The sequence below is a fragment of the Vibrio genomosp. F10 str. ZF-129 genome (genome assembly GCF_000287055.2).
In the GTDB taxonomy this organism is placed as follows: Bacteria; Pseudomonadota; Gammaproteobacteria; order Enterobacterales; family Vibrionaceae; genus Vibrio.
The window spans coordinates 17,664-44,210 of record NZ_AJYQ02000090.1 but is presented as its reverse complement, the minus strand read 5'-3'; the positions used below and the strand labels follow the sequence as shown (position 1 = coordinate 44,210).

Sequence of the window (26,547 nt, the reverse complement as noted above, 5' to 3'; positions counted from 1 at the left end):
GATATCAATGCAATAGGTGCTATATTTTGAGTATGCACGTGATCAATAGAAAGGAGGCAAAAATTGAGAAGCGCAGTCATCGTGTTAGTTTGTATGCTATTAATGAGTTGCGGGACGAAATTTGCCTATCGCAACGTAGACTGGTTTATCCTGGAATATCTTGATGATTTTGTTGATCTAACGGGAGATCAAGACGATATATTGACGCTCCAAATTCAGCAATTGAAAGATTGGCATAAAAAGGAAGAGCTTCCTTTGTATGAAGCACATATTGATTCGCTGTTACTGATTTCCCCAGACACGCTAACGCCAGACGCGATAGCCCAACATTTTAAAAAAATAGAGCAGCACTCCGAACGATTGTTAACACGAGTTGCCCCGGATCTTTACTCGCTGATTCAAACGTTAACCGATGAACAGGTAGAGCAACTTCTTGAGAATCTCTCTAAGCGTCACGAAGAATACAGAAACAAGTACCAAGATTTATCAGAGCAAGAAATCCACGCACGGTACCAAGAGCGTATTGGTGATCGAGTCGAGACTTGGTTAGGCCGGCTGAATAACGAACAGCAGAAAATCGTTGATCGCTGGTCCAAAGATCTCAGGATTTCAGCCTATGAATGGATGGCCTATCAAACGCGAATGCGTGAAGAGTGGCGACGTCTCTTGGATAAGCGGGATGAGTTGAGTTACTTCCAGCCCAACTTTCATCGATTACTGTTTGAGTCTGATCAGTATTTTTCGCCAGAGCTTAAAGACATGATTGAGCACAACCGCTCAGTGAGTCAACGCTACATTGTTGAGTTGTTTAAAACCATGAGTGATAAGCAGTTGAAACGATTTCGCAGTGAATTAGTCGAATGGAAAGAGATCGTAGCGGACTTACAAACGCCATAAATTGAGGTGTTTTATCGCCTCAAGGTTTTTTGCGAACATCACATGAAACCTTCTTGTTGATTTAATAAGTAGTCTGATTACTTTTAAATCAATAACGTGTATGTTGGGTCAACGTATCGTTTTAGCTTGAGACAAGGAAAGTCAATGCTATTAGAGTGGGTGTTGTTGTTTAGCGCAGGTGTTGCTGGTGGAGTATTGAATTCTGTTGCTGGTGGGGGAAGCTTTATAACGTTTCCTGCGCTTCTTGCGTGCGGCGTTCCGCCTATTGCAGCTAACGCGACGAATACGTTTGCAGTCAGTTCCGGATACTTAAGTGGTGCTTATGGTTTTCGGCATGAACTGACAAACGATAAACAGTTACTAAAACTCATCGTCATCAGTCTTTTGGGTGGCGCGCTCGGTGCTTACCTGCTTTTGAGTATCCCAGAGAATACTTTTATCGTTTCTATTCCATGGTTACTTGGGTTTGCAACCCTCCTGTTCATCTTTGGCCAACCCATACAACAGATAGTGAAACGTTTAGTTCCTCAGGGGCAATATTCAAAAAGATTGGCAAGCATTACGTTGGCACTGATCTTGTTGTTTGTCTCTGCGTACGGCGGCTTTTTCAACGCAGGATTAGGTATTGTTGCCTTAAGTTATCTGGTTTTGGCCGGCTGTCAAAATATTCACCAAATGAACGGGCTCAAGCTGGTTATTTCTTCTTGTGTGTCTCTTTCGGCCATTGTGTTGTTTATTTTTGAGAATGTGATTGATTGGCATCGCGGTGGAGCGGTATTGGTTGGTTCTTTAGTTGGAGGCTATGCTGCGGCGAGAATATCTTCAAAAATACCTCAAGCGTACATTCGTTACTTTGTGATTGGTTCTAGTGTTGCGATTACACTTTATTTCTTCTACCAAACTTACCATTAGACAGCGTTAGGCACCTCACAAGTGAGTAGATAGCGGCTTCTCTTCTCTTGTGGAACTATGCTTGTGCGCATCTCTAGGTCTAAAGCATGAGAAAGTATGATCTCAAACTAGGGCCAAAATGCTGATATTTTCATTCTTTTTGTCATCACAATGTGTTGTTAAAATAGCCACATATCCAGTGTGGCGGTTAGATTCATTTACTGTCATTTAATTTTAGTAAATGCGTCACCAGGAGTCAGACATGAATGAAAGTCAGCGTACTAAGGTAACCTTACTATCTGAACTTAGTATGCAATCTAACCTTCTTAAGCAATCGTTAGAATTTAATTTGGACCTTTCTGTAGAGATTGTTCCTCTTGCTTCTCTTTCGGACAATAGAACTCAGCAACTTGCTATTCACCCTATAGTGTTAGCGGACTTTTCAGCATTCAATGATGAAAACTTTTCAGTCTATGGCCGCCTTCGTGTTCAAGAATCTAACTCGCTAAAAGAAGTACTTATAAACTGCCCCAAAAATGTAGAGTCTTCAAAGTTATTCAAGTGGAGAGACCTCGTTGGCGTATTTTATGTGGATGATAATATAGACAATTTCGTAAAGGGTATGACAAAGATTCTTCAGAATGAAATGTGGTTATCTAGGCGCTTTGCCCAAGACTACATTCAATATTTTCGTGGGAGTAGGCAGTATACGGGAACTAGGGAGTTTGCCAGTTTAACCAAAAGAGAGAAGCAGATCATTCAGCTACTTGGTCATGGGGCTTCAAACATGCAAATTGCAGATAAGTTATTCGTCAGCGAAAATACGGTTAAAACGCATTTACACAATATATTTAAGAAGATAAATGCAAAAAATCGATTACAAGCACTACTTTGGGCAAACAATCATATTTGAATATAGCGTAGAAGATGAAAAACTAGTTATAAAGACTTTTTTATATCCAACGCGAGTTCATTCAAAAGTTTAGAATAATAGTAAAGTTGATGTTTCACTTTTGAGATTCTAATGCTTTCCTAATGTTTCCAAATATTAATGACCTAATTTTTACTATATATTGACCATCTTGTTATTTGAGTCTTTTTGTTTGTAGATTTAGTGTTGTTAGCACTTTGGAAGTATTAGTTAAAGGGAATGTATGAAAGGTCTAAATATGGGTTTATCTGAATCAGAGGTACAGATTTTAATGATGACTCAATACAATCTACAGAGTGAAAACTTTTGTCAGATGCTTCAGAAAGCGACTCAGCTTAGTATCAGTAGTGTCGATCCATCCAAAAAAATGGATGTCGCCACTATTCCTTATAACAGTATTGTTATCGTTGATGTCTCAGCATCGGAACAGCTTGAAGAAGTAAGTCGAATAATACAAGAATCAGACAAAGTAATAGGAACCGTTTTATTCAACGCAGATGAAGATATGAGTGTGGAAGAGGTTCTTAGCTGGAAATCTTTACGTGGTACTTTTAGTGCTAAAGATACGCTACCACAGGTTTGCCAAGGTTTGAAATCCATTGCTAGTGGCGATAATTGGCTACCTAGGAAAATAATCAGCAAATTAATCAGTTACTATGAACTAAATATAAATACGACTCAAGATCTAGGGTATTTAGCAACTGAGCTAACACGACGAGAACTAGAAATATTGGAATCTCTTAAAACAGGAGGTTCTAATGTGGAAATAGCAGACTCTCTGTTTGTAAGTGAGCATACAATTAAGTCCCATTTGTATAATATTTTTAAGAAGTTAGAAGTAAAGAACAGAACTCAGGCAATGGCTTGGGCTAAAAAACACTTATAGTAATTTGCTGTAATGAATAAAAAAAGAGTCTATGAACTAGTTTATAGACTCTTTTTTTATTGAAAGATCAACACGCCCTAAAGATCCGAATCTCGAAATGCTCTGTTTAGCGATATTAGTAACGGGTTTAATAAATAATCCAACACAGTACGTTCATCTAAAAGAATCAGTACTTCGGCGGGCATGCCTGGGTAGAGCTTTATGTGAGTGTTTTTTTCAACTGTCTTCATATCTAGCTCAATATTTATGGTGTAGCTAGATTGATCTTTTCGCTCGTCGATAATGCTGTCAGCAGAAATGTAAACGACCTTACCAGTAATGGGTAATAAGCGGCGATAGTTATATGAAGTTAAACGAACTTCAGCCATTTGACCAAGTTGCAGCGCATCAATATCTTGAGGGGTAACATTGGCTTCAACAATAAGATTACTATCTACAGGTATGACTTCCATAAGAACTTCGCCACTGGTCACAATACCACCTAAGGTGTGAATGTTGAGCTCAACGATCTTGCCGTTGATTGGGCTAGCGATAGTTGACCTGCCTAGCTCTTCTTCTGCTTGGGATAAATGTTCTTTCAGTTCTATAATATCTCGCTCTGCAAGTTCTAGTTCTTCAGACGCGTCTTTTATAAACTCTAATCTTAAGTTAGCAATGCTCTGTTTTGCTTCGGCAATCAGTAATTCTTCTCTCGCCATAACAGCATCGTAGTCGTCGATTCGACGTTGGATGTCAAGCCTTTCACGTTGTGAAAATAAAAGCTGTTCACGTGATGCAAACCCCTTTTTTGAAAGCTTGGCTAGCATGTCGACCTGTTCATCAAGTAAGCCAAGCGCTTGGGCGTCCACCTTACTTCTCGCAACGTATGAATTTAGATTTTGTTTGGCTTGCTCCATCTGTTTTTTTGCAATTTCGATCGCACCATTTAGTGCTTCCATTCGTATCTGTCTGAGCTTAGTTTGTGTAGCGACTGCTTGAGCAATCAATGCGTCAGACTGGTCTAACGATGGAATAAATGCAATCTCGCGCGTTTCATTGATTTCTGCTTGAAGCCTATTATATTTTGCGAGCGCATTGTAATAGCGAGACTTTATTTGTAAAAATCGTGTTTTTGCTTTGGTTGAGTTTAGCGTGACTAATGGATCGCCAACCGACACTAGCTGCCCATCTTTGACATAAATATTTTCAACAATACCCCCATCGAGGTGTTGGATTTTTTTTCGATAACCTTCAACGGTGATATGGCCCTGAGCAATGGCTGCGCTGCTGAGTGGAGCAAAGTAAATCCAGTTAACGATCACTCCGCCGCCGATCACCAGTAATGCCAGACCACATTTGATCCAAAAGTGAGTGTGATTGGTTGGATTGTGTAGCTCGGTTTCATGTCTAGCCATTATTCGACACCTTTTTCATTGGTATTTTTTGCGCGGCTGCGATTTTTTTTGTTTCGGTATCGCTTTTAATCGTGCCATTTTCCAAAAAGATGATGCGATCGCTAAACCCGAGTAATGAAGATTGGTTGGTGGTAAAAATCGTGGTTAGCCCCATTCGTTTTCTTACGACCAAAATTTGGTGCAATAGCCTTTCATCGGTAGGTCCAAGAAACGCATTAGGTTGATCCCAAATAAGCACTTTAGGTGTCGAAAACAACGTGCGTGCCAACAATAGCTTATGGTATTCCGAGCTAGAAGGTCTGATATCTTTAGTGATGTCGGTTTCGTACCCTTTTGGCCATTTTAAAATTTGTTCGTGCAACCCTAAGGCTTTACAGGCGTTATAGACGTTTTCGACGTCGTACTCCGATTGGAATAATGACAAGTTTTCAATGATAGAACCTGGTAGAAATTGTGAGTCGGTAGAGTAATAACCGAGAACATCAGCTAGCTCTTCGGAATACCATTGTAAATAGGTAGCACCATCAAGTCTGACTTGCCCTAGGCTTGGTTTAATTAATCCGGCGAGTGCTTTTAATAGTGTGCTTTTTCCGCTCCCGGAATCACCGACGATAGCAATGCAGCTGCCAGAAGGAATATCAATATTAATCCGCGATAAAAAAGGTTTGTTGCTGTCAGGATACAACAGCATCACATTTTCTGCGGTGAGTTTGCCTTGCGCTGCTGGTAGGCTGGCTTCTTGTGGTTCTTTTGGGTAACTGAGTGTAATGCTAACGAGTTCTTTCCAGTAACGATTCGCATTAATCCAAGGATAAAGGTTACTGACTAACGCTTCATAGGGGGAAAATACACGTGCTGAAAGCATGGTGGCTGCAATCATGGCACCGGCAGTTATTTCTCGTTCTATGACTAAAATAGCCCCTATCGCAACCAAAGAGACCTGTGCTAAAGCTCGCAGAAATTTAGAGGCACTGGCTATATTTGTGCTTTGCCCTAAGCCAATGACCATTTTTTTGTACACGGTAGAATCTTGAGCGCTTGTGATCGCCGCGATATTTTTCGTCATGCCCATAGCGCGCACGCTGTTGGTGTCTTCAATCGAGGTTTGGGTTAACGACAGTTGTTGAAGGTTGGCTTTACTTCGGTAGTGGAAATTGAGCATCGCTAATCCAATGAGTAGCGCAATAACAAATACGCAAATCACTCCATATAAAGGATGAAGGCCAACTAAAAACAGTAAAATTAATGGTGTCCATGGTGTATCAAAAAGCGGGCTCAGCGATGATGACAGTGTATTTCTCACGCCCTTCATTAAGTTTATGATTTGGGCATTGTTGGTGTTGCTGTCGCTACTGGCAAAGATAGAGGCACCATGAAGTGAGGCCCCAATATGAGAGCTCCACTGCTCACTCGCTGATAACAGCATGCGTTGTCTGATCCAATCAAGAACTGCATGCAAAATAATAAACGCGATAGTGATGATAGAGAGTAGCCAAAGGGTATCAAGGCTTTGAGAGGTTAACACTCGGTCAAAAACTTGCAGTGAATAAAAAGGAAGCGCCAACACAAATATATTGATAAAAAATGAAAAAAAGAGCACCCAGAGTAGACTAACTTTCAATTGCTTTTCAGCGCGTGAAAATGTCTCTCTGGGGGATGGTTTAGGAGTGTTATTACTGCGCAATGTGGGTTCCTCGACATCAATCGTTCACTAACGAGAAAAAGGTGAAAGCCGAAACTTTCACCTTGTATATAGTTAGAGAGTGCTAGGATTAAGCAGGCATCATCTCAGACATATCAGCCAAAGATTCACCGTTCCAAGTGATGTCTGATTCTGACAGGTCAGTGACAATAGTAACAGCATCCACACCTTCACCAAAGGTGTACGCATGAAGATCAAGCACGCCTTCTGGTACGTAAGATAGACCAAGCATTTCAATATATGCCTGCTCTTGCTCACCTGTAATATCTTCAGAAGTGAAATTAAGTTCGCCGTCTTCTAGGAATCTCCAAACGCCTTCTAATGAAAGCCCTTCAAGCCCGACTGCAATAAACGTGTTATCGGTATCAGGTGTTGCTTCGTCTCCATCATCTTGAGATTGAAACAAAATGTTAGAAAGACTGACATTAGCGAAAACGTCCTCAGGACCGTAGCCCACAATCGCTTCTACAGAGCGCGCTTGAGTAACCAAGTCGAAAAAATTGTCGCCATTTTCTTCTGCGCGCATGTAGACAGTGTCAAAACCATTACCACCGGCAACCATTTTGTCATCAACACTTGCAGCGAGTTGGTCGTTACCTGCGCCCCCTCTAAGTACATCTTCTCCTACCCCGCCAATAATAATGTCATCACCAGCATTTCCGTCGATAATATCATCGCCAGTATTTCCAGATAGGATATCATCGCCTGCACCACTAAAGATAACGTCATCACCATGCAGAGCGAATACTGTTGAATCGTCTTGTCCTGTCGTGATGGTATCTTCTTGGTTTGTGCTTGCATTAGGGTCGAGAAGTGTTTTCGCTTCTTCTAGAGCATCGTATATATGTTGAAACATGTGAATTCCTTTTTCAGTGATAGATTTTTGAAAAAACAGTGCTTATTAGCAACGTCCATTTTCAAAAGTTGAAACTGAAATATCGAATGGACAAGATTAATATACTGGATTACAGTGTTTCATATGTACGATATAAGCATGAAACTAATGTTCTTAATTTTCAGTGGTTTATTTTTTACTTATTGTGATCTTTCTGGGTAGCCCTATATTTGAATGAATGCATGAGATATAAAATTAAAAAAGTATGAGTTTATATTACTAATGGCAGGGTTTTTGGTAGACTCTAACGTAATCGACTTTTAGTTTTTCAGATGTGAAATCTTCACTCAAGTTACCTCCCCACCCGCCAAGAGCGAGGTTGATGATGAGATAAAATGGCTTATGAAAAGGGTTGTTTTCGGTTCCCATAGCTTCGATATCCACTCGGTGAAATGGCTTATCATTAATAAAATAGGTAATGTGCTGCTGTGTCCATTCGATAGCGTACTTGTTAAATCTATCTACTGAGTCATGATCAATATGCGCGCCAACACTGTCTCTTTCTTTCTTGTCATGATCATAATAAATCGCATTAGCATGAATAACGCCAGGGTTGCTACCCACATGCTCCATGATGTCTATTTCACCACTTCTAGGCCAGTAAACTTGCCGTATATTTGCCCCAAGCATCCATATTGCTGGCCAAGTTCCTGGCGCGACAGGTATGCTGGCAAGAACTTCAATCTTGCCATATTTCCATGTTGCTCTTTTCTCTGTGGTTAAGCTTGCCGACGTATAAGGTTGTGAGGTTGATAAGTGATGTTTAGCTTCGATAGTAAGTATACCATTATTAACGTAGCTGTTTTCTAGCGACTCTACGGTGTAATATTGCAGCTCTTTATTTCGAACATACCCTTCTTCGTAATTCCACTTACTACTATCAGGAAGGCCTGAATAGTTAAATTCATCAGACCACACCAACTCATAATCTTGAATCTCACATTCGCTAGCATTGGCATTAGAAAGCGTATTGAAAAGTAGCAAAGAGAAAATACTAACAATTTTTAACATATTGAACACTCGATGTAATAGGTATATAACGACAAAAAATTTTGTTATAACTTTCTTAAAAAGGTAGAAGCTAGCTGCACAAATTTAGGTCTACTGGATGCTAATAACCGCCATGAATAGAGTGGTTTTGCAATAACTCGCGGAGAGAAAGTAATAGAAATCCACCACATAGATAAAATCATTCTATTGATTGTGCTTAAGTTTTGACTGCTGATGCTATTCATTGCTTTTTTGACGAGATTTAGGCGAGATGTCGAAGCTAGGTTATTCTTTGGTTCAAAAAGTGCCAAACACATGATCTGGTTTAAATGAACCATGTCGTTGTACCAAAACTCATTTTCTAGTGGTAGTGATTTGTTCTCGGTGGCTTTTTTAAGGGCTGAATGCCGCATATTATTATGCTCAAGAAGCCACTTTGCACGATCCGTTAATTGACTTGCAAACGCAGAATGATTGAGTCCGTGTTGTCGATAGGCTGAGAAACAATGTTCACTGCTCGATACCATGGTAAAAATTGGTGCGAGGGTAACTAAGTAGCCATCACCACCTTGACGAAAAGATTCTTGTGGAATAGGCATCACGTTTTCTAAATACTCGCGTCTAAACAGTAACCCTGAAGTGACGGTAGATTGGTATTGGCCACAGTGGAGTAACTTTTCTTTTGCTTGATCGCCTTCATCAAAATGGAGCTCTTGTTTGGGGAATATATCAAACTGAGTACCTTGCTCATCAACAAGGTGCATTCTGTACTGGCACATACCGCTTTGAGCCGGAAATTGTTCTAAAGCGTTCTCTATGGAGTTAGGAAGTAGGTAGTCATCTGCGTCAAGAAACATAATAACGTCGCCACTAGAAGCATCATAACCAGTATTGAATGCGCCGCCATGGCCTTTGTTTTTTTTATGAAAAGCGGGGATTAATCGGTCTTGATATCCCATAATAAGTGCTCGTGAATTGTCTTTTGAACAATCATCGACCACGATCAACTCTATATTAGAATAGCTTTGATTAAGTACGCTCTCTATACTTGTTTGAATGAACTTTTCATAGTTGTAGCAAGTAATGATCACACTGACCATTGGTCGGTTTTTGCCTTGAGTCGACTCAGTGCTTAGTGTCTTAGTTTCCATATAGCTCTACATCCTTTTGTGCGATAAGGCGTGATATTACTCCAATGTGGAGGGAGCCTCTTATTGCCCACTTACGCCACTTAATTTGATCAAATAGATTGGCAACGGCCATAGCGAAACAAGCCGTAGCTTTGCCAAGCGCGAGTACGCTGTGCTTGGCGCGGTAAGATAGTGTACTGTTTGTATGTAGCAATAACCTTGCATGTGTCTGACCAAATCTGAACCGGCGAGTTATCAGCCATTGAAAATTTGAACGAGAACTCGGAACCGGCTCATAAACCCATGCATTGGGTGAAAAATAGAGTGGGATCTGTGCATCCTTAATGGCTTCAAAAAACATCGTGTCTTCACCACCAGTTCGGCCAAACTGCAAATCAAAGCGTAATGCAGCTATGACTGGGTTTGCTCTGTTAATCAATACATTACAGGTATATCCAGAACAAATTGTCTGCTCATTAAATGTCGGCTCAGTGTCGTGAAATCTTCCTTTCGACATCCATGATTGGTTCAAGCTAGTCGGGTAGTTGGCTTTGACTGGGCCTAACACAACCTCTGCACCGTTATTTTCGACGGTTTTAAATAGCTCAATCAACCAATCTTCACTGACTATTTCATCATCATCTACAAATGCTACCCATCCATTTTGACTATGTTCAAGGCAGGCATTTCGCGCTATGGAAATATTTTGTTTCGGTGCGTGTAGGTAATGTAGGCTAAGTGGTGAATGTTCGGAAAAATCCAAAACCAGCGACTGCGCAGTAGGGGTGATGTCGTTGTCTGCGATGATAATGCGCAAGTTCCATTCAGGATCCAGTTTTAACTCTTGTATCGACATCAAGGTTTGCTTTAACGACTCTCTGCGATAAGTGCAGATACAAATATCAATGTTCATGGCTGACTTCACGCTTATTTTTAGATTGGAGAACATGCTTGCTCAGTTGCACGCAAAACCCATATGACCAAGCGATGTGCATGATCATTGCCGGAAACCAAATGGCGTATTTTAAGGTGGAAGGCTCGGTGTTATTTTTTACGGCAATAACGATACCGGCTAGTAACGTAGCAAAAAACCAGGTCAGAGCAGGGATTGAAAAAATCCAATGTAAAACGCTAAAAGCGGAAAGAAGAACACATGGAAAGACGAAAACGGGCACTAATTGGCGAAGACGAGGCTTTTCTTGGTGTTTCAACAGGTTTTGGCAGCGGCCTTTTCCATAACCTGCGTATTGCTTCGCAAGTGGTAAAAACTGACTGCGAGGATAGTAAATAAGGTTAGTCGCATTGGTTAGCCAAATTTTAAAACCGGCTTTAGTCAGGCGAGCATCTAATTCGGCATCTTCGTTGTGAGAAAACGATTCATCATAGCCATCAACCGACAAAAATGCGTGTGTTTTCATTAACGCATGATGACCATGTTCGACCCATTTCCCCGATTCTTGTGTATTTCTGTGGCTCGAACCACCATTACCAAGGGCTGAATTTTGAGCTAACGCGATTAACGATTGAGTAGGATTTTTCCCTTGCGTATCCATAGAGACAACAACGGAATCTGCATTATTTACTCTAGCTTGCTCTAATAGAGTGGATATATAGTTCTTGGGATAGCTAGCGTGCACATCTATCCGTACGAAATAGTCAAAGTCATGCCCAAACCGTTGTACCGCTAGATTAACCCCTGCGCTTTGTATTCTCTTAGCATTATCAAGAACGGTGAGGTTCGGCAGTTGTTCAGACAGCTTTTCTAAAATGAGTAACGTATTATCGCTGCTGCCACCATCTGCTACCACTATATGAGAAGAGGACCCAAGTGTTTCTTGGTGACAAAATTCTACAATGTCTTGAATGTAGTCTTCTTCGTTTAGGCACGGGATGACGACCAGGATTCCATGTTGGTCAGAGTTCATTGTTTGTCCTTATGATATTCAAATAGTAACTAAAGTGCCCATTGTTCGGTGACACCTGGCCATAATTCCAATAAAACGGCCTTAATATCGGCTTGCTGCTGAGTGGTAAGCTTGGTTTGCCACGAGTTAAGCCGGGTCGACATATCAATGTTGGTTCGGTCAGATTCAGAGACTACTGTCGCCTTACCAGATTCGATCTTAGCTATGATAGGTTGATTGATAGTGTTGGCCATTTCAGTAAAACCAGTTATTGGGTTTTGTAATAACGATTCGTATTTGAATCCTTTCACATGCTCCTGTTCATAAGCGAAACGTTCACTTAATGCCCATAGCGCTGCAATTTTTCGTTCTGGTGTTTCACTGCGAAATGACAACAAGCTATCGAATATTGCTTTTTGTGTTTGAGGCAATTGAAGTCGAGATTCTTTGAGATAAATTTGCGCATAATCGACATCTTTAATGTGCCATTTCCAGTTTGTTCTCAGCATGCTATAAGCGACTGCCATTGGGTGGCGGCTAATGTGAACAACAGTAGATAAATCATAACGATCAGCTAAAAAGGGAATGAGAAATTGGCCTCTTACGAGTTTAATCACCACTTTCTTTCGCAAAGATTCACTAAGCGATTTACGGCACAGATAATTAAACCCTGAACGTTTCGGGCTGATCCCTGAAAAAGAAAGATCTAATAACCTTAAATCTTCAGCATTGAGAACGTCGTGAAAGAGAGGAATATGAGCCGATGATTCCGCTGAACAACCGTCGTGTAAAGGCAGAAAAGAGCTAGGATCTAACGGTTCAAATAATGTTTTTGCTCCGATAGATTGTGCTAACACCTCTTGCACCCACGTTGTCCCACTTCGCCAAAAGCCACTAATTAATATCGGGGTCGTATTATGAGTTCGTGCAATTAAGTGATCGAGCACGTAGCTTGTCTTACACATGAGTTCTCTAGAAGTAAATTGCATTTAGCGTCCCAGCCTGTGAGTCAATTGATGTTGAACAGTTTTAGAGAGATTTATGGTGTCTTCTCTAGCAAAAATTAAACTAAATAAGCCATAAGAGGCGAGAAATATAGAACCACCATAAATAATCGAAATGAAGTCATGGCTCGGTGATAGTTGGTGTATAAATTGGTGCGAAATATAAGTTAAAAGTGTGCTGGACACTAACACTAGGGTAGATGATCCAATACTGGACATTAACGCGTTGAATTCAAATTTTAGTACCGTGACCATCACCATGAAATAAGCGATGGTGAGTATAGTGTTGGCCAAGGCAAATCCGACGGCAATGGATTCAACTGTGTATTGGTTAAACCACATCAACGTCGTGAACAAGAGAATCAGTCCAGTGCGCAGAAAGCTCAGAGCGGTCATTAGGCCTATCTTGCCCGTTCCCTTGAGAAAGCCAATAAAACCCCCGGTTGAACTAATAAACAACATACCAATACAAAGCCATTGAAATACTTGCCAATGTGGTGCAAATTTTTCACCCAGTAATAAACCGGTAATCGGTTCTGCTAACACGCTGGCTAGTGCGTAAATACTGCCTAAGACAATCAGGTTTAACTTGATGGCCCAAAATAGACTGTTTTGCTGACTAGATTGGCTTTCATTCTCAGCATTACTGTCAGACAAACCAGAGAAAAACGACATCATGAACCCTTGTCCGAATACCTCTCTTGGCAGTGAGGAGGTTCGACTCATCATGTTATATATTCCGGTATTGGCTGCGCCAGAAACCTTGGATGTCAGTAACAGCGGTGCTTGATCGCCCGCCCACATAACGGTGTTATAGGCAGATGTTTTATAATAAAAAGGCAAAAAAGCTTTTAGTGTAGGAACATCAAATACTTGTGTTGGTTTGATATCTGATGCGCGAATAAAGTAAATGGTTTGAATCAAATGCATTAAAATATGCTGAATGACTAGGCTCCATGCGCCAAAACCAGAGAAAGCCAAAATAACAGCAAGGGTCGTAGCACTGGTTGATGCAACCGCACTGATTTTAGCAATATACCCAAACCTCATTTTTGCAATCAGGCGGCCTTGGTAAACCGACTGAATCATCAGCAAAGGAAACAACATGCATAATGCTTGTATGTAGGGCAGAGCATCGGGAGCATTCAACCAGACAGTCAGTGCAGGTGATAAAAGATAGACAATCACGCCAAGTACCATACCAACCGCCAAATTAAACCAGAATAAGGTTGAAAAGATATGCGGGCGCTTTTTAGTAAAATAGACGATGGTATCAACCGCGCCACCATTACCAAGCACAGTACTAATGAACATTAGAACTGCCATCGCTAGTGCAACATTACCAAAATCTTCTGGGCTCAGTATTCTGACCAATATAGGGATGGTTAGAAACCGAATGCCGGTTGAAAACAGACTTGCGGCAGAATGCCAGAGTGCATTGATGGTCACTGCCTTTCTATTTAGTGACACGGATAAGTCCTTGTAAATCATTTTTATTATCTCGAGATGCTTCTTGAGATAGAAGTTGAATCAGAGATTGGCATTGGACGTTGTCATAACACCATCGAGATGACGGAACCGCCTGCATATTTAGCCGTAGTGATTGATAACTTGCATCGTCAATCGAGGTTAAAAAGGACTGCAATGCTTGGCAAAAATCTTCATCGATAGACGTGCCTAACTTGAGATCCTCAAGAATTTTAGCCATAAAGGTATTTGCACGATAGATCGGTGGAACATTAAACAAACCGCCTTCATATATGCGGTTTGGCAATAACCACTCTGAATTTCCGCCTTCCTCGAAAAAATCTAAAGTCCAATTAAAATCAGCGTGTTGGTATATTTTTGCTAGGTCATCTGGGAAGCAATATGGCCCCTTAAATTCAATGTATGGTTCATTATTGACTAATGCATCAAAGTCAGAAAACTCTGTATAGGCAGGTTTCCCCCAAATCGTGACAGTGACTTTGCCTTTTAGTTGTCTTGTTACCTGTGACAATATCTTCAGCGAGCGATGGCAACGAATAGCGCCATTCCAAGCAATACTGATATGCTCTTTATCAAATGTTTTTTGCGTCGTATGAGGTAACGGTGCTGTGCTGAATACTTTATTTTCTAAAATATAGTAGGGCAAATTAGTGTTAGAGATAGGCTCAAAATAGTTATCTATAAACCCTTGAGAGCTGGTAATGAGTAGAGAAGCAGAATGACACAGTCGTTTTTCCAGATGTCGAAATATACGACCAACCCAATTTTTAGCAATGAGAAAGCGGTGGATATCAAGGCACTCATAAATTAGGGGGATATTGAGCAGTGACTTTGCTTTATTTCCTATCGCTAACATATCGAGGTTTCGGGCCATAATGACATCGAAATGGCTGGTGTGTCTTAGTGTTGTTTTTAAGTCAGTGATCGCCTGTACAACCTTAATTATGCGTTGCATGAATGAGGCATCAAACGTTTCGCCAAGCGATAATGTTGGGCAGCCGCACAGGGTTGATTCTGGCTTTTTACCGCGATAGAAACCGATTAATGTTACTTCTGCACCGCCATGGGCAAGCATTGAAACCCTGCGTTTGACTGCTGCATCGTTAAGATCATGAACAATGTACAAAATTTTCATGCTTTTCCCTCAAATACGACGATTGTTTTTTTTCCACAATCAAAAAATGTTTTTCTGTTTAAAGTCATCCAAATAAGACAAAGATTAAAGTGGCTAAAATGGAACTGTGCAAAACCGGTCGTTTCAACGAAACTCTTGGCGAAAAAAAACAGAAACAGTATAAAAATAAAAATATCGAACAACTCCATTCCATGAGTCGCTCTAAGATATGCTTGCTTTATGCAACTTCCAACAATGGAAACGATGGACAAAAAGCCTAATATTCCAAGCTCAACATAATAATGAATATAGAGATTATGAAAACCAAACAAAGCACCGATCTCTTTATGCATTAACTCCCAAATTTCGATCGCTCCTGGGTTATCTATATTCCAATACGCGCCATACCCTACGCCTAAGAAAGGGTTATCTTTAATTGAGTCAAAACCTATCTCCCAAATCATTGTTCTTCCGGTTATAGTGGGATCTTTACCAAGTGAATACATCAAATCTTCGTAATAACTAAAATTGAAAAAATAAATCACACTAAGAATAAACAGAATGAAATATCCAACGATGAGTGGATTGATAATACGTCGATTTATAATTGATATATTTCTTGTGGAATAAAAAAATATGGCTAAAGCAATCGCTAACACAGTGAAGAAAGCGAGGTTGGTTCCTAATGACTTAGCATAGTAAAAAACGACGATAGAAAGTAAGGTACAAAACCCGCCAAGAGCCTTCATGTGTGGACGCATTGTTGGGATACATAATGTGCTTATTCCTACCATTGCTGAGAAGGCCGCAAAGCTAGACATATTATTTTTACTACCAAAATGTCCTATACGGACGACCTCACCAGTGTATGAAATAATGACCGTATTATTCGAGCTTAACCCGTAGAGCATTAACGTCACCAAGCTGACAGTAAGGGCTGTAATTATCACTTCTTTTTTTACTGTGTAGATTAATGAAACACAAATTAGCGTGGTGCAAAATATTTGAAGCGCCCACTTTAAAGAGGATGCAGGTGTCTCTGACCACAATGTCGACATAATGGCAACGATTGAAAAAGAGAATAGGGGCCAGCACTCTTTGCATGCAGCCAGTGAATATTGATAACGCTTAACGCAATGAAATAATCCTGACAGTAGAAATATAAAAGCCGCAGCTGAACTAATTAATGAGGCAGAGATTAATGAAAATATAATAATATGCGTGATTAGTTCATCATACTTGATGGACCGATTCTCGAAGGAAAGATGTTTATCGTATCCCGCATTAATTTGTACTTTCATAGATCCAGTCATTAATTGTATTGATCATATTTTTGACAACCAAGTTTGATCCTTGCTCAGAGAGATGGCCGTAATCGCTGTAGAGTAAAATATTTTGTTGCTTATATGGGCAAGCGCCATCCAAGCATAGGTTATTCATTGGGTTAATGAAGTTCTTGTGGTTAAGGATGCGGCCTAATTCATTGTTTATATCTGGTCCAAAAGTAATAGGCCAAGAGTGATTCGATTCGTTTTTACCTTTTAGATCGTTAATAATTGACACATCAGTAATAAATTGAGGAGACTGGCCAATAACTAAGTAGCGGACACCAAGAGCATCAAGTTCCAGCAAGGTAGATTGAATATGTTCTAATCCATTTTTCACATGGTCAGTCCATTTAGCCGAAATAATCACTAAGTCATATTGGTTCTCTTTAATGACATCGATCGCGTTGCGGTTAAAATCATTACAATAAGGCAGGGCATAAGATTCAAAGTTAAGAATTGGCGGGCAACCTGCGGAAGAATACTTAACAAACTGAGCATTCAGTTCCTTCCCGTTCAATTTTATGCCAGGAGCATAGTGATTAAGAAAAGAATCGCCCCAGAGTAAGATTTTTGGTTGATTACCGTGACGGTTGTTAATGGTGCACTCAGACTCACTCCATTGTGAATAATTTTTAGCATCCATTAAAAAGCACGGTGATGTAGGCGCTTTATTGACAGTATTTGCAAGTGTTGGGCGCACTGCGGATTGTGAGTTGAAATGCAATAATATGACCGCAGCTATTGCAAAGCTTGCCATTCCTGCGCCAGTGAATGTGAACACAGATGAGCGTTTAGCTCCTTTGCTATAACGGTATGGTTTTTCAACAAAGTGGTAAGAAAATACTGCTAGAGTGACACTGATTAACAGTATTCCCACCGTATGAATCGCGGTAAGCGGCGCTAATAATTGATATCGGAAGAACACGGTTACAGGCCAGTGTAGTAAATACAGAGAATAAGAAATCGTTCCGATGTATAGGAGTGGTCGCGTTGCGAGAAACGATCCAATAGGATTATCGGTTGCATGGCTGGCTGACGGTCTACTTCCCGCAAGTATGATGAATGCTGTGCCTAAACACGGAATAAGCGCACTATAGCCAGGGAAGGGTGTGTACTTGCTATAGTAAACAGCCGAAAAAACAATCATGCCTAATCCTAAGAAGCCTAGAATCCAAGATTGCCAACGAGATGATACTTTAAACGGAGGAGCTGCTGCGATAATGGCACCAAGCAGCAATTCCCATCCACGAGTAGGAAGCATAAAATAATTGGCTGATGCAGCTTTGTCGATTAAATAACTGCTTAATACTAGGCTGATAATAAAAGGTGGATATAGAGCGAGTTTCCAATTTTGTCCGAAATATCGATAGACTAAGGCAACATAAATGGGCATGAAAATATAGTATTGCTCTTCTACAGATAATGACCATGTATGCAGCAAAGGTTTTAGCTCAGCTGAGGCACCGAAGTAATGTGTGGTTGACCAAAAGTAAAAATTTGATACAAAGCCTAGCGAGGATAATAAACTTTTTAAATAATCATCAAAAAGAGAAGGTAAAAACCACACATAGCTAAAAATAGTGGTTATTAGCAGCATGAAAAATAAAGCAGGCATGATGCGCCTAGCTCGACGGAAGTAAAACTCAGCAATAGAAAACGTACCGTCCTTGAGCATTTTGAGCATGCTCAACATAATGACGTAGCCAGAGATGACAAAAAAGACATCAACACCAACAAAACCACCACTGATGCTCTTTACACCCGCGTGATAAAGAACAACGACTAATACCGCAATAGCTCTTAAGCCATCGATGTCAGGGCGGTAGGTGTGTTTACTTTCCATCATACTTTACAAGTACCTTCCAGAAGTGCTGTCTGCCCAATCTGCTAACGATGACTTTAAGGTGTAGCGGTAGGTATAACCGTTGTTTGATAAGTAATCGGCATTGATATTAGTGGAGCGAACAAGCTTTGTTATACGTTCAGGGTTAATACCCAAACCAAATCCTTTAAAATATGAAATAAGTTTGGCGGCACCAAAAATCAGCTGTTTAGGGATGCAGACTTTTTTTACATTTGGGAAAGAGACTTCGGTAAAAGTATCTACGATTTGCTCAATATTGTATTTGGTAGAAAACGCGCCATTAAAGGTGATTACGTTGTTATCAGAAGTGTCTGACAGATTCGATTGGTGGACAAACGCTATCGCGGCCAATAGTTCTTTGACATAAATACAGGCTTTGATGGTGTCTTTTCTTCCTGGAAATGGGAAGTAACCCTTACGCAGCACTTTAGCAAGCCGAGTGAAGTTGCCTCCTTCCCCTTCGCCAAATACGACTGCGGGGCGAACAATGGTTAGCGTTCTAGTCTGATCATCTTGAGCCCAGGATTGATGAATTTTTTCCGCTTGGGCCTTGGAAAAACCGTACGCAGAATTTGGTGTTAACGGCGATAGTTCTGTGCGACTTTCTTCATTCGGGCCATAAACTGAAATTGAGCTGGTAAAAATAATTTCGTTTACCGCGTGTTGTTTTGCAAATTTGGTCACTTCTAACGCTCCGAAAATATTGGTGTCAAAATACTCAATATCCTCGTGACCCGGTGTGGTATGTACTGCCGCAAAATTGTAGATACGATCAATAGGTTCACTTATCGTCAGTTGGGAGAGATCTCGAACATCCGCGGTAATATAGTCAACGTGAGCATGTTGTTCGCGAGCGGGAAGAATATCGAGTGCAAAAATACGATGCCTTTGAGTGGCAAGTTCACGAATTAGGTGTGTCCCAATGAAGCCACTCGCTCCAGTGATCAAAATGTTCATAATGGCCAATTTCCTTTTAGCTAGATTTAGAGTCGGCTTTATACGCATAGCTGGCGTAATATGCATTTGACTTGCGAGAGCTGACTTCACGGCTCTTGTTTAGAATTACACCGTCTATTTTGATGTCATGATTTAAAATATCCGATAGCGTCTTACGTACATGTCTCGTTTTGGTTGACCCCGCCTTCACTACCAGCATTAGTGCATCAGTGAGGTGGCCAATAATAAGGGCGTCACTCACGATCATTGCAGGAGGACAGTCAATGATGATTTTGTCAAAGCGTTGCTCTAACGAGGTAAGTAGTGATTCAAATTTCTTACTGCCGAGCAATTCTTGTGGATTGGGTGGAATGAAACCTGCGGGCAAAACCGTTAACCCCGAGGCTTTATCTTGATATAAACACGCATCTAGATCTTCGTTAAGCAGTAGATAATTACTCAACCCACTGCGGCTCATAGATAGGCCAAATAATTTTCCAACAGAGGGGCGTCTTAAGTCGGCATCTATGATGATCACTCGTTCCATTTTTATGAGCGATAACGCTAAATTGGCAGCGATGGTACTTTTTCCTTCTGCCGGAAGCGGTGAGGTAATGGCGAATCGCTTTCGGCCTGTGTTAGAGACTTTAAGTAGCAATCGTGTTCGTAATGACCGAATAGCTTCGGAAAAAGGGCTGCTCTCTGCTTTGATGAAGCGATCTAACTCTCGATTCGGTTTTGTAAACCATGAACGTTTTAATTTTGGCACTGAGCCGATTGGCGATAAGCCAATTTTTTCTTCGATGTCGCTTGGTATTTCAAGATCATTTCTCACTGACTCTCTTAAAATCACAATACTGCATAATCCAATAAACGTGAGCGCGGATATCAAGATGACAATTTTCAATTTACTTGGTTTGCTAGGCTCTAGCGGCATCAAAGCATGATCGGTGATCCTGGCAACTGCGGCTTGATAGTCACTTGTTACTGAGGTTTCTTTTTGGCGCGTAAGAAATAGATCATAGAGTTTTCGATCGTTTAGCACTTCACGTTCTAGTTTTTCAAACTCAGCCCGCTTAAATGATAAATCTTGAAAATCTAATTTCTTACTTTCTAACTCACGCAATAGCCCTCTCTCTTGCTGGCGGGCTGCTGAATATTCTTTCTCTATGCCTTTAGCTAATTGCGCAAGAACCAGCAATGAACGTTCTCGGATCGAATTCAGTTCGGCTTGGGCTTGAATCATTTTGTCGTGCTTAGGGCCGTAACGTTTCGCCAATTGGGACACGTATTTTTCTTGATCAGCTTCGCTTAGCCTAAGGTCACGAATTTGAGGGTGATTTGAAATTTCAGAAATAGCGTATAGATTCGCGATACTCTCATTCTTGTTTTGCTGAAGGACGGTATATAAAGATTCCGCAGCGAGCCTTCTATCACGTGCATTGGCGATTTGGGTGGTGAGATACGTCAGCTCATTGGTTTGTAGTGAGTCGATGCCTTGTGCATCGACTAGCCCCTGATCTTTTTGAAAGTTGGTTAGCTTGGTTTCTGATAGGCGTAGGCTACGAGCGAGGTCGTCAAGCTTTGCGGTTATCCATTCCGTTGCTTCTTGGTTAATCAATAGTTTAGCTTCAATGTTACTATCAATATATGCCTGACCAACAGCATTAGCCAGCGTTGCCGATGTCACTGGACTGTATGATTCGAACGTGATTTTCACTAGCTGAGTCTTTCTGATCGGGCTAATGGTGAGTTTATTTTTAAAGTTCTGTAGCACCAACCGTTTGGTATACAGAGACTCACTCAATGAATTTCGTTCGTTGGTCTCATCGGGGGTAATAATAGAATCGCGAAGCGCGTAGATGTAGTGAAAGAGGGTTCCTCGGATACTGAAATGGCGCGCTTCGCCATTAAATTCAGGGTTATTGAACAGCTGGAACTGTTTGATCACCTTTTCTGCAATATGATTAGAGCGCAAAATCTCATATTGAGTTTGGTAGTACTCTTGTTTGCTTGAGTCAATGCCAACAATTTCTTCAATGGAGACGGCTTTGCTCGTGTTTGCTTCAATCAAAATCGTGGCGGTTGCGGTATATACCGGCGACATCTGTTTGGTTACAGCGTATGTCATTGCTGCAACTGTGAATACAATAAGCATTATTACGATTGAACGCTTTTTCAAAGCAGAAATATACCGACTCACATCGATAACGGTTTCTTCAATTTTGAATGTTTCTTTTTCTCTATCCATGATTTGTTCGCTTAGAAAAAGCTTTCCTCGATTGTGATAATGTCACCAGGGCGAACATTTTGGTCTAAGGTAATTTTCGATGACAAACTGCCTGAGGCATCATTTGTTACCGTTATATTTCTTTTAGAAGCGCGCTCTGTGAAGCCGCCTGCAAGCGCAATGGCTTTATCAACGGTTAAACCAGGTTGATATTCATACCCTCCTGGGTTTTTAACCTCACCATTAATATAGATTTTACGAAATGATAAAACGGTAACCATGACTTTAGGTTCAATTAGGTAATCACCTCTTAAGCCTGAACTTATTTGATCTTTCAATTGCTGAGTGGTTTTATTGAGTGCTTTAATTTGGCCTAAATACGGATAATCAAACAGGCCGTTTGAGCTAATGAACAATTGATCAAAAGAGAGTTCAGGCTCACCATAAACGTGGATCTGAATTCTGTCTCCTGCCCCTAATCGATAGTTCGTTTCGTCGGCAAGCAGAGGGGAGCAAATCAGACAATTAGCCGCTAGAAAAATGAAAAAATTTCGCAATGTCATAGTTATAACTCGATTTTTGTATAGAGCCCAACCAACTGCTGTTTATAGCGATAGGTCAGCCAGTTAGAGTCTTTATCTTCCGATGACAGATAAAACCCGAAGTTAATAATTCGACTAAATTGGTAGTTGAAATCTAAGGTATATAGGTAGGTATCGTCTTCACGACTACCAATTGGCGAGTCGGCTGTAAAATCATCGTTTTCCCAACCAATCGATGCGGTGGTTGAAAATCGTTCGAACCAATCTTGCGTCCAATCGAGTTTAATGATGGTTTCGTTAACGTAGTCTCCAAATTGGTCTGGATCTTCTGCAATGAGTGAGGCGTTTAACGTGAAGGCAGTATGTCGCTGTGGCAACCATTGACCTTTAACACGGTAACTCAAGCCAGAAAAATCTGTTTTTTGGTTAGATTTAAACGATTTATTTTGTAGGCCTATAAATGCTTCACCCTTGCTTTTATCAGACAAGTCCCAGCGGGCACCAAGCGAGTAAAAATCATCGGTGTTATCTCTGCTTTCTTGATTAGTGTATTGGTACTGTTTGTCATTTCTTTGTGCTGACAATGACAGTTGGGTTGATCGGCCCAACAAGTACCAGAACGCAGTCGAGTATTTAACAGCACTAAAGTTGCTGAACTGACTACCAAACTGATTTCCGTCTATCTCATATTGTTGATAATTGGTGTAACTTTTGTCTTGATAGCCGAGTCCAAATCTTAATTGCCCCTTCGCAGTGTTAGCGCCATAGATATATTCGGCGTTGACGTTATGGTCGGTAAATTTAACAGGCTGATTAGTGGTTATATTCTCGAGTGCTCCCTCGGTTAGCCCGGTTCCACGTTCTTCATGCGATTTGTTGTAGGTATAGATGAGCGATACGTTATTGCGTATGTTAAAGCTGATAAGGTTGTTCGACTCAAAATAGTGGTCGGTATAATTATCATCTTTGCTATCAAAATAGTGCCCTGAATCAATGCGATACAGAACACTGTATCGACTAGCCGATGGCTTGTAAGTGTAAGCAAAACCAGGGATGACATTGACGAAACTTGACGAAATAGCATCATTACTATTACGTTCTCTGGTTAAGTTATTATTGTATCCAGTCTCTAGATCGACCATGACGGTAAATGGTGAATCTTTAATCTCATCAAATTCATAGTAGTTTGAGCGCTTAGCGTAGGTGACACCACTGGTCAGTAGCGACAGCAATAAAATAGGCAATATTTTTTTACTGTAAGTCATCCATAACATGGTGTTTCCCCAACAGTTAGTATGCATTTTTACCGGTAAATCCTTTGAAAACAGTCAAAAATACAATTTTAATATCCATCCAAATTGACCAGTGATGAATGTAGGCCAAGTCAAACTCAACCCGTTTTTCCATTTTGTCTAACGTATCGGTTTCACCTCGATAGCCGTTCACTTGCGCCCACCCGGTAATTCCTGGTTTTACTTTGTGTCTTAACATATAGCGGTCTACGATTTGGCGATACTCTTCGTTGTGAGTAACGGCATGAGGCCTTGGCCCTACGATTGACATAGAGCCGCCAAGAGCATTAAAAAACTGCGGTAGTTCATCTAACGATGTGCGACGTAAAAAACTGCCTAACGGAGTAATTCTCGCGTCATTTTTAGTTGCCTGTTTGACCTCACTACCTTGCTCCATGGTTGTCATTGAGCGAAATTTCCACACTTTGATTTTTCGTCCATCTAGGCCATAACGATCTTGCTTGAATATAACCGGGCCAGGAGAGGTGAACTTCACCGCCACGGCAATCACAATCAGTAGCGGAGAGATCAGACAGAGGATAATCGTAGAAAGCACGATGTCTTCTAGGCGCTTTATCCATGAAGCAATACCAATGAAGGGAGTGTCAAACACACTCAATGTCTGCACGTGGCCGACTTGATCCCAGCGTGAGTGAAGTAGGTTGTAGGTAAAGAAATCAGGCACCAAATAGGTGTTGGCGGTGGTGTCAGAAAATTGCGTTAAGAACTTGGCAATCCGTTCATTAGCATGCATTGGCATGGCAATGTACACGTAATCAACCGCGCCGATTTTGGCTTGATTGAGCGCGTCTTCAACATTACCTAAAATCGGGTAGTCTTCTTTGCTGTCTGTGCGAAACGTGTTTCGTTCGTCGTAAAAGCCTTCAAACTTAACCCCATGATAAGGGCGATTTAATAGCTCTTGAGCCAAGCTTTTCCCTTGCTCTGTGTGCCCAACAATGATGGCTCGCCTAGCGTTGTAACCAATTCGTCTTAGTGCATTGAGGCTGATTCTAATAATGCAGCGCCACAGACCTAATGTTAGCGGGGTGACAAGAAACCAAGTACCAACCACCACGCGAGAAAATTGATCACTAAGTTTGGTGAAATAAATCACGGTTACTATAGTAATGCAACAGATAAACCAACAGCTAAACGTAACGATAATGTGAGCGCTAAGAGAGGTGGTTCTCCATGAGCGGTATAAGTTGACCGTTTCGCCAAACAGCAGGAACAATATGGTTCCTAGTGCCCCAATGAGCAGGTAATCTTTTGTGAAGGTAGGAAGATAAAAATGCCCAATAATGAGCAGAAGTGAGAAAACAATACTGGCATCGGTAATGCGATATATAAACGCAAACCCTGTTTCATGTGAACGTATTAGCCCTGTATGATTCATAGTCTCATTCCATGTGTATTCTGTACGCTACCGCTCATGAGTTATTGTTCTCAGTGATCGTGCAGTTCGTCCTTTTGGCTAGTGATATTGCTATTTCTAACGTCACTAGAATGTTTGAGCAGTGTAATGATTTGGCGCTATGTCGGCAGTGGAATAAAGAATGAAATTTAGACTTTCGGATAATATGATTTGTTAGTAATAAAGTCGTACTTGAGTACCAAGTAATGGAGAAAGCATGAGAAGGGGGGCTTAAATAATAGAACCAAAGGTGTACTTTGTGGCATTAGAATCTCAATAAAAAGGCAAGATAATCGGATCAGTAATCATCAGCGTAGTTATATTGGTTTACTTATTGTAAAGGATGCTAAGAGTAACGCGTGATTTCAGGCCCGAAACCCATTTTATGATGTTGACAAGGCCTGATGATAACAATAAAAAGAGGGCTAAATAGCAGAGTTTGTGATGGTGAGGTATTCGTCTAGGTATCGTTGTCCAGCTATTGGTAATGCCAATGTAGACTGTACATATTCTCTAGGCTGAAATGAGTCGTGTTGCGAAATGAATTGGTCGCAAACCGATTCAAAATGCTCAGTTTTAAAGGTCATCCCACAGCGTTCATCAAAGTAAGGAACCGAAGATACATTAAGATCCGCACGGTTGTATTTGGCCAGTTGTGGGTCGATGATTGTCTCTTCATTCCACGCTAAGACAGGGATGTTGGAGGCTAGCGCTTCTTGGTATGCTAGCCCTTGTGTTTCATGCTCACTAATGTAAAGCAGTGCCCGCGATGATTTTAGCCCGTCGACAAATTGTGAGAAATGATGTTGTCCATACCTCACGCTAGTGTAGGTAAGATTGCGTTTATCTAAGTGCTGTTTAATTCGCTCTATTACCGAGATACTTTTCTGCTCTCTGTTCCAGTGGATTTTGTCGTAGATGAGAAAGTCATATTGTTTCTCGTGTTTTGATAAATCGTCTAACTTTTCGCAATCAATGCCAGTAAACCATGGCATCATTTTGTCGCCACAAAACGGTTGGTAAACTTTAGTAAACCATTCACAAGGCTGTATTAATTTCTTAAAACTCGGGTCGTTGCTTACACGTTGAGATTGCTCGGGTAGGCCAAAGTCACCGGGGCCAAATATCTTAGGATTAGGCAAGTCGACGATATCTAAAACCGAGGGAAACCCAGCGACGCCAATTGGGTAATCGGGGTGTTTACGAGCAAGCTTGAAATCATTCACCCGCACATCACATCCAACCGCTTCTAAGCTCTTTATTAAGCCTAAGAAAGCAGAATAAAACCCAGTAAATGACTGCTGCTTACAAAAGGAGCGTTTACTGTTTCTGATCTGATGATGCATTTTCGAAAGCAGCTGGCCTGTAAAACCTTCTCGTGCTTTAAGGTCGTAACCATCGAAAAAAAGTAACACTAGCGGGCCCTTTGACGTATGCATTAAACCATGATTTTCTTTGGATTTTTGGTCTTGAATGACACCGCTCATTGATGGCTCCTAGCTAGATAAATTATCGAAAGATTCAAAACAAGCCAATAGCTTACTGACAACAGTAATCAAATGAAATCGGGCAAACCTAAGTTAACAACGCGGTGTAGTATGGTTTTTGTATTAAAGCATCATGCCTTAGTTAAGAACAAAAGGAGATGGAGGCTTGAAGTAGGTTATTGATAAAAAAGATAAAATAAAAAAAACAAAGAGCCGCCCAGAAAA

At 40.9% G+C, this 26,547-nt stretch carries 22 protein-coding genes; 4 read left to right on the top strand and 18 right to left on the bottom strand.

The window, feature by feature from the left end; all coding sequences use genetic code 11:
• The first annotated feature begins 63 nt into the window (after positions 1-63).
• The 4 genes from A1QO_RS09840 to A1QO_RS09825 all read left to right on the top strand — a co-directional run bounded on the left by A1QO_RS09840 (position 64) and on the right by A1QO_RS09825 (position 3,605).
• Entirely contained in the window at positions 64-897 is an 834-nt protein-coding gene (locus A1QO_RS09840) for a DUF6279 family lipoprotein (protein ID WP_017041635.1), read from the top strand.
• A 144-nt stretch (positions 898-1,041) separates the two neighbouring features.
• Positions 1,042-1,809, top strand: coding sequence for a sulfite exporter TauE/SafE family protein (locus A1QO_RS09835; protein ID WP_017033198.1), 768 nt, complete (start codon positions 1,042-1,044; stop codon positions 1,807-1,809).
• A gap of 241 nt (positions 1,810-2,050) precedes the next feature.
• Positions 2,051-2,701 carry a LuxR C-terminal-related transcriptional regulator gene (locus A1QO_RS09830; protein WP_017033199.1) on the top strand — a complete coding sequence of 217 codons (651 nt, stop codon included), beginning with the start codon at positions 2,051-2,053 and terminating at the stop codon, positions 2,699-2,701.
• A gap of 241 nt (positions 2,702-2,942) precedes the next feature.
• Positions 2,943-3,605, top strand: a complete 663-nt coding sequence (locus A1QO_RS09825) for a LuxR C-terminal-related transcriptional regulator (RefSeq protein ID WP_017037270.1) — start codon at positions 2,943-2,945, stop codon at positions 3,603-3,605.
• A 77-nt stretch (positions 3,606-3,682) separates the two neighbouring features.
• On the opposite strand, the gene A1QO_RS09820 is transcribed toward A1QO_RS09825, so the two are convergent.
• The 18 genes from A1QO_RS09820 to A1QO_RS09735 form a co-directional block, all read right to left on the bottom strand.
• Entirely contained in the window at positions 3,683-4,999 is a 1,317-nt protein-coding gene (locus A1QO_RS09820; protein ID WP_017037271.1) for an HlyD family type I secretion periplasmic adaptor subunit, read from the bottom strand.
• Positions 4,992-6,683 (bottom strand): ATP-binding cassette domain-containing protein, encoded by a 1,692-nt coding sequence (locus A1QO_RS09815; protein ID WP_017041634.1) that lies wholly within the window; start codon positions 6,681-6,683, stop codon positions 4,992-4,994. The genes A1QO_RS09820 and A1QO_RS09815 overlap by 8 nt, the downstream gene beginning before the upstream one ends.
• Before the next feature lie 88 nt (positions 6,684-6,771).
• The gene (locus A1QO_RS09810; RefSeq protein WP_017033203.1) at positions 6,772-7,557 is read right to left on the bottom strand and encodes a calcium-binding protein; all 786 of its coding nucleotides are present in this window, start codon (positions 7,555-7,557) and stop codon (positions 6,772-6,774) included.
• A 258-nt stretch (positions 7,558-7,815) separates the two neighbouring features.
• Complete coding sequence (locus tag A1QO_RS09805) at positions 7,816-8,607, bottom strand: glycoside hydrolase family 16 protein (protein ID WP_017033204.1); 792 nt, start codon at positions 8,605-8,607, stop codon at positions 7,816-7,818.
• A 44-nt stretch (positions 8,608-8,651) separates the two neighbouring features.
• Positions 8,652-9,737, bottom strand: coding sequence for a glycosyltransferase family 2 protein (locus A1QO_RS09800; protein ID WP_017039424.1), 1,086 nt, complete (start codon positions 9,735-9,737; stop codon positions 8,652-8,654).
• The gene (locus A1QO_RS09795) at positions 9,727-10,629 is read right to left on the bottom strand and encodes a glycosyltransferase (RefSeq protein WP_017033206.1); all 903 of its coding nucleotides are present in this window, start codon (positions 10,627-10,629) and stop codon (positions 9,727-9,729) included. Before A1QO_RS09795 ends, A1QO_RS09800 begins: the two co-directional genes overlap by 11 nt.
• Positions 10,619-11,641 (bottom strand): glycosyltransferase family 2 protein, encoded by a 1,023-nt coding sequence (locus tag A1QO_RS09790; RefSeq protein ID WP_017041633.1) that lies wholly within the window; start codon positions 11,639-11,641, stop codon positions 10,619-10,621. Before A1QO_RS09790 ends, A1QO_RS09795 begins: the two co-directional genes overlap by 11 nt.
• Before the next feature lie 29 nt (positions 11,642-11,670).
• Complete coding sequence (locus A1QO_RS09785; RefSeq protein WP_017041632.1) at positions 11,671-12,609, bottom strand: sulfotransferase; 939 nt, start codon at positions 12,607-12,609, stop codon at positions 11,671-11,673.
• Entirely contained in the window at positions 12,610-14,094 is a 1,485-nt protein-coding gene (locus A1QO_RS09780; RefSeq protein ID WP_017040456.1) for an oligosaccharide flippase family protein, read from the bottom strand. It lies immediately after the preceding gene.
• The gene (locus A1QO_RS09775; protein ID WP_017040457.1) at positions 14,081-15,247 is read right to left on the bottom strand and encodes a glycosyltransferase; all 1,167 of its coding nucleotides are present in this window, start codon (positions 15,245-15,247) and stop codon (positions 14,081-14,083) included. Before A1QO_RS09775 ends, A1QO_RS09780 begins: the two co-directional genes overlap by 14 nt.
• Entirely contained in the window at positions 15,244-16,527 is a 1,284-nt protein-coding gene (locus A1QO_RS09770; RefSeq protein ID WP_017033211.1) for an O-antigen ligase family protein, read from the bottom strand. The genes A1QO_RS09775 and A1QO_RS09770 overlap by 4 nt, the downstream gene beginning before the upstream one ends.
• Positions 16,511-18,400 (bottom strand): acyltransferase family protein, encoded by a 1,890-nt coding sequence (locus tag A1QO_RS09765; protein ID WP_017033212.1) that lies wholly within the window; start codon positions 18,398-18,400, stop codon positions 16,511-16,513. Before A1QO_RS09765 ends, A1QO_RS09770 begins: the two co-directional genes overlap by 17 nt.
• Positions 18,401-18,403: 3 nt before the next feature.
• A complete protein-coding gene (locus tag A1QO_RS09760) occupies positions 18,404-19,375 on the bottom strand; it encodes an NAD-dependent epimerase/dehydratase family protein (RefSeq protein ID WP_017040458.1) in 972 nt (323 codons plus the stop codon).
• A gap of 16 nt (positions 19,376-19,391) precedes the next feature.
• Positions 19,392-21,605: a GumC family protein gene (locus A1QO_RS09755; protein ID WP_017040459.1), complete on the bottom strand. Its 2,214-nt coding sequence runs from the start codon at positions 21,603-21,605 to the stop codon at positions 19,392-19,394.
• 11 nt (positions 21,606-21,616) lie between these two features.
• Positions 21,617-22,147 carry a polysaccharide biosynthesis/export family protein gene (locus tag A1QO_RS09750; RefSeq protein WP_017033215.1) on the bottom strand — a complete coding sequence of 177 codons (531 nt, stop codon included), beginning with the start codon at positions 22,145-22,147 and terminating at the stop codon, positions 21,617-21,619.
• Positions 22,148-22,149: 2 nt separating this feature from the next.
• On the bottom strand, positions 22,150-23,400 hold the full coding sequence (locus tag A1QO_RS09745; RefSeq protein WP_206743879.1) for an outer membrane beta-barrel protein: 1,251 nt from the start codon (positions 23,398-23,400) through the stop codon (positions 22,150-22,152).
• A 16-nt stretch (positions 23,401-23,416) separates the two neighbouring features.
• Entirely contained in the window at positions 23,417-24,817 is a 1,401-nt protein-coding gene (locus A1QO_RS09740) for an undecaprenyl-phosphate glucose phosphotransferase (RefSeq protein ID WP_017033217.1), read from the bottom strand.
• 443 nt (positions 24,818-25,260) lie between these two features.
• The gene (locus A1QO_RS09735; protein ID WP_017040461.1) at positions 25,261-26,322 is read right to left on the bottom strand and encodes a glycosyltransferase; all 1,062 of its coding nucleotides are present in this window, start codon (positions 26,320-26,322) and stop codon (positions 25,261-25,263) included.
• Positions 26,323-26,547 lie beyond the last annotated feature (225 nt).

What these genes read in the sequence shown, in the direction of transcription:
- A1QO_RS09825 (WP_017037270.1), top strand. Translation starts at nt 2,943, where the DNA reads ATGAAAGGTCTAAATATGGGTTTATCTGAATCAGAGGTACAGATTTTA.
- A1QO_RS09760 (WP_017040458.1), bottom strand. Translation starts at nt 19,375, where the DNA reads ATGAACATTTTGATCACTGGAGCGAGTGGCTTCATTGGGACACACCTA.
- A1QO_RS09820 (WP_017037271.1), bottom strand. Translation starts at nt 4,999, where the DNA reads ATGGCTAGACATGAAACCGAGCTACACAATCCAACCAATCACACTCAC.
- A1QO_RS09835 (WP_017033198.1), top strand. Translation starts at nt 1,042, where the DNA reads ATGCTATTAGAGTGGGTGTTGTTGTTTAGCGCAGGTGTTGCTGGTGGA.
- A1QO_RS09785 (WP_017041632.1), bottom strand. Translation starts at nt 12,609, where the DNA reads ATGCAATTTACTTCTAGAGAACTCATGTGTAAGACAAGCTACGTGCTC.
- A1QO_RS09775 (WP_017040457.1), bottom strand. Translation starts at nt 15,247, where the DNA reads ATGAAAATTTTGTACATTGTTCATGATCTTAACGATGCAGCAGTCAAA.
- A1QO_RS09750 (WP_017033215.1), bottom strand. Translation starts at nt 22,147, where the DNA reads ATGACATTGCGAAATTTTTTCATTTTTCTAGCGGCTAATTGTCTGATT.
- A1QO_RS09830 (WP_017033199.1), top strand. Translation starts at nt 2,051, where the DNA reads ATGAATGAAAGTCAGCGTACTAAGGTAACCTTACTATCTGAACTTAGT.
- A1QO_RS09810 (WP_017033203.1), bottom strand. Translation starts at nt 7,557, where the DNA reads ATGTTTCAACATATATACGATGCTCTAGAAGAAGCGAAAACACTTCTC.
- A1QO_RS09740 (WP_017033217.1), bottom strand. Translation starts at nt 24,817, where the DNA reads ATGAATCATACAGGGCTAATACGTTCACATGAAACAGGGTTTGCGTTT.
- A1QO_RS09765 (WP_017033212.1), bottom strand. Translation starts at nt 18,400, where the DNA reads ATGATGGAAAGTAAACACACCTACCGCCCTGACATCGATGGCTTAAGA.
- A1QO_RS09735 (WP_017040461.1), bottom strand. Translation starts at nt 26,322, where the DNA reads ATGAGCGGTGTCATTCAAGACCAAAAATCCAAAGAAAATCATGGTTTA.
- A1QO_RS09795 (WP_017033206.1), bottom strand. Translation starts at nt 10,629, where the DNA reads ATGAACATTGATATTTGTATCTGCACTTATCGCAGAGAGTCGTTAAAG.
- A1QO_RS09800 (WP_017039424.1), bottom strand. Translation starts at nt 9,737, where the DNA reads ATGGAAACTAAGACACTAAGCACTGAGTCGACTCAAGGCAAAAACCGA.
- A1QO_RS09745 (WP_206743879.1), bottom strand. Translation starts at nt 23,400, where the DNA reads ATGTTATGGATGACTTACAGTAAAAAAATATTGCCTATTTTATTGCTG.
- A1QO_RS09790 (WP_017041633.1), bottom strand. Translation starts at nt 11,641, where the DNA reads ATGAACTCTGACCAACATGGAATCCTGGTCGTCATCCCGTGCCTAAAC.
- A1QO_RS09755 (WP_017040459.1), bottom strand. Translation starts at nt 21,605, where the DNA reads ATGGATAGAGAAAAAGAAACATTCAAAATTGAAGAAACCGTTATCGAT.
- A1QO_RS09805 (WP_017033204.1), bottom strand. Translation starts at nt 8,607, where the DNA reads ATGTTAAAAATTGTTAGTATTTTCTCTTTGCTACTTTTCAATACGCTT.
- A1QO_RS09770 (WP_017033211.1), bottom strand. Translation starts at nt 16,527, where the DNA reads ATGAAAGTACAAATTAATGCGGGATACGATAAACATCTTTCCTTCGAG.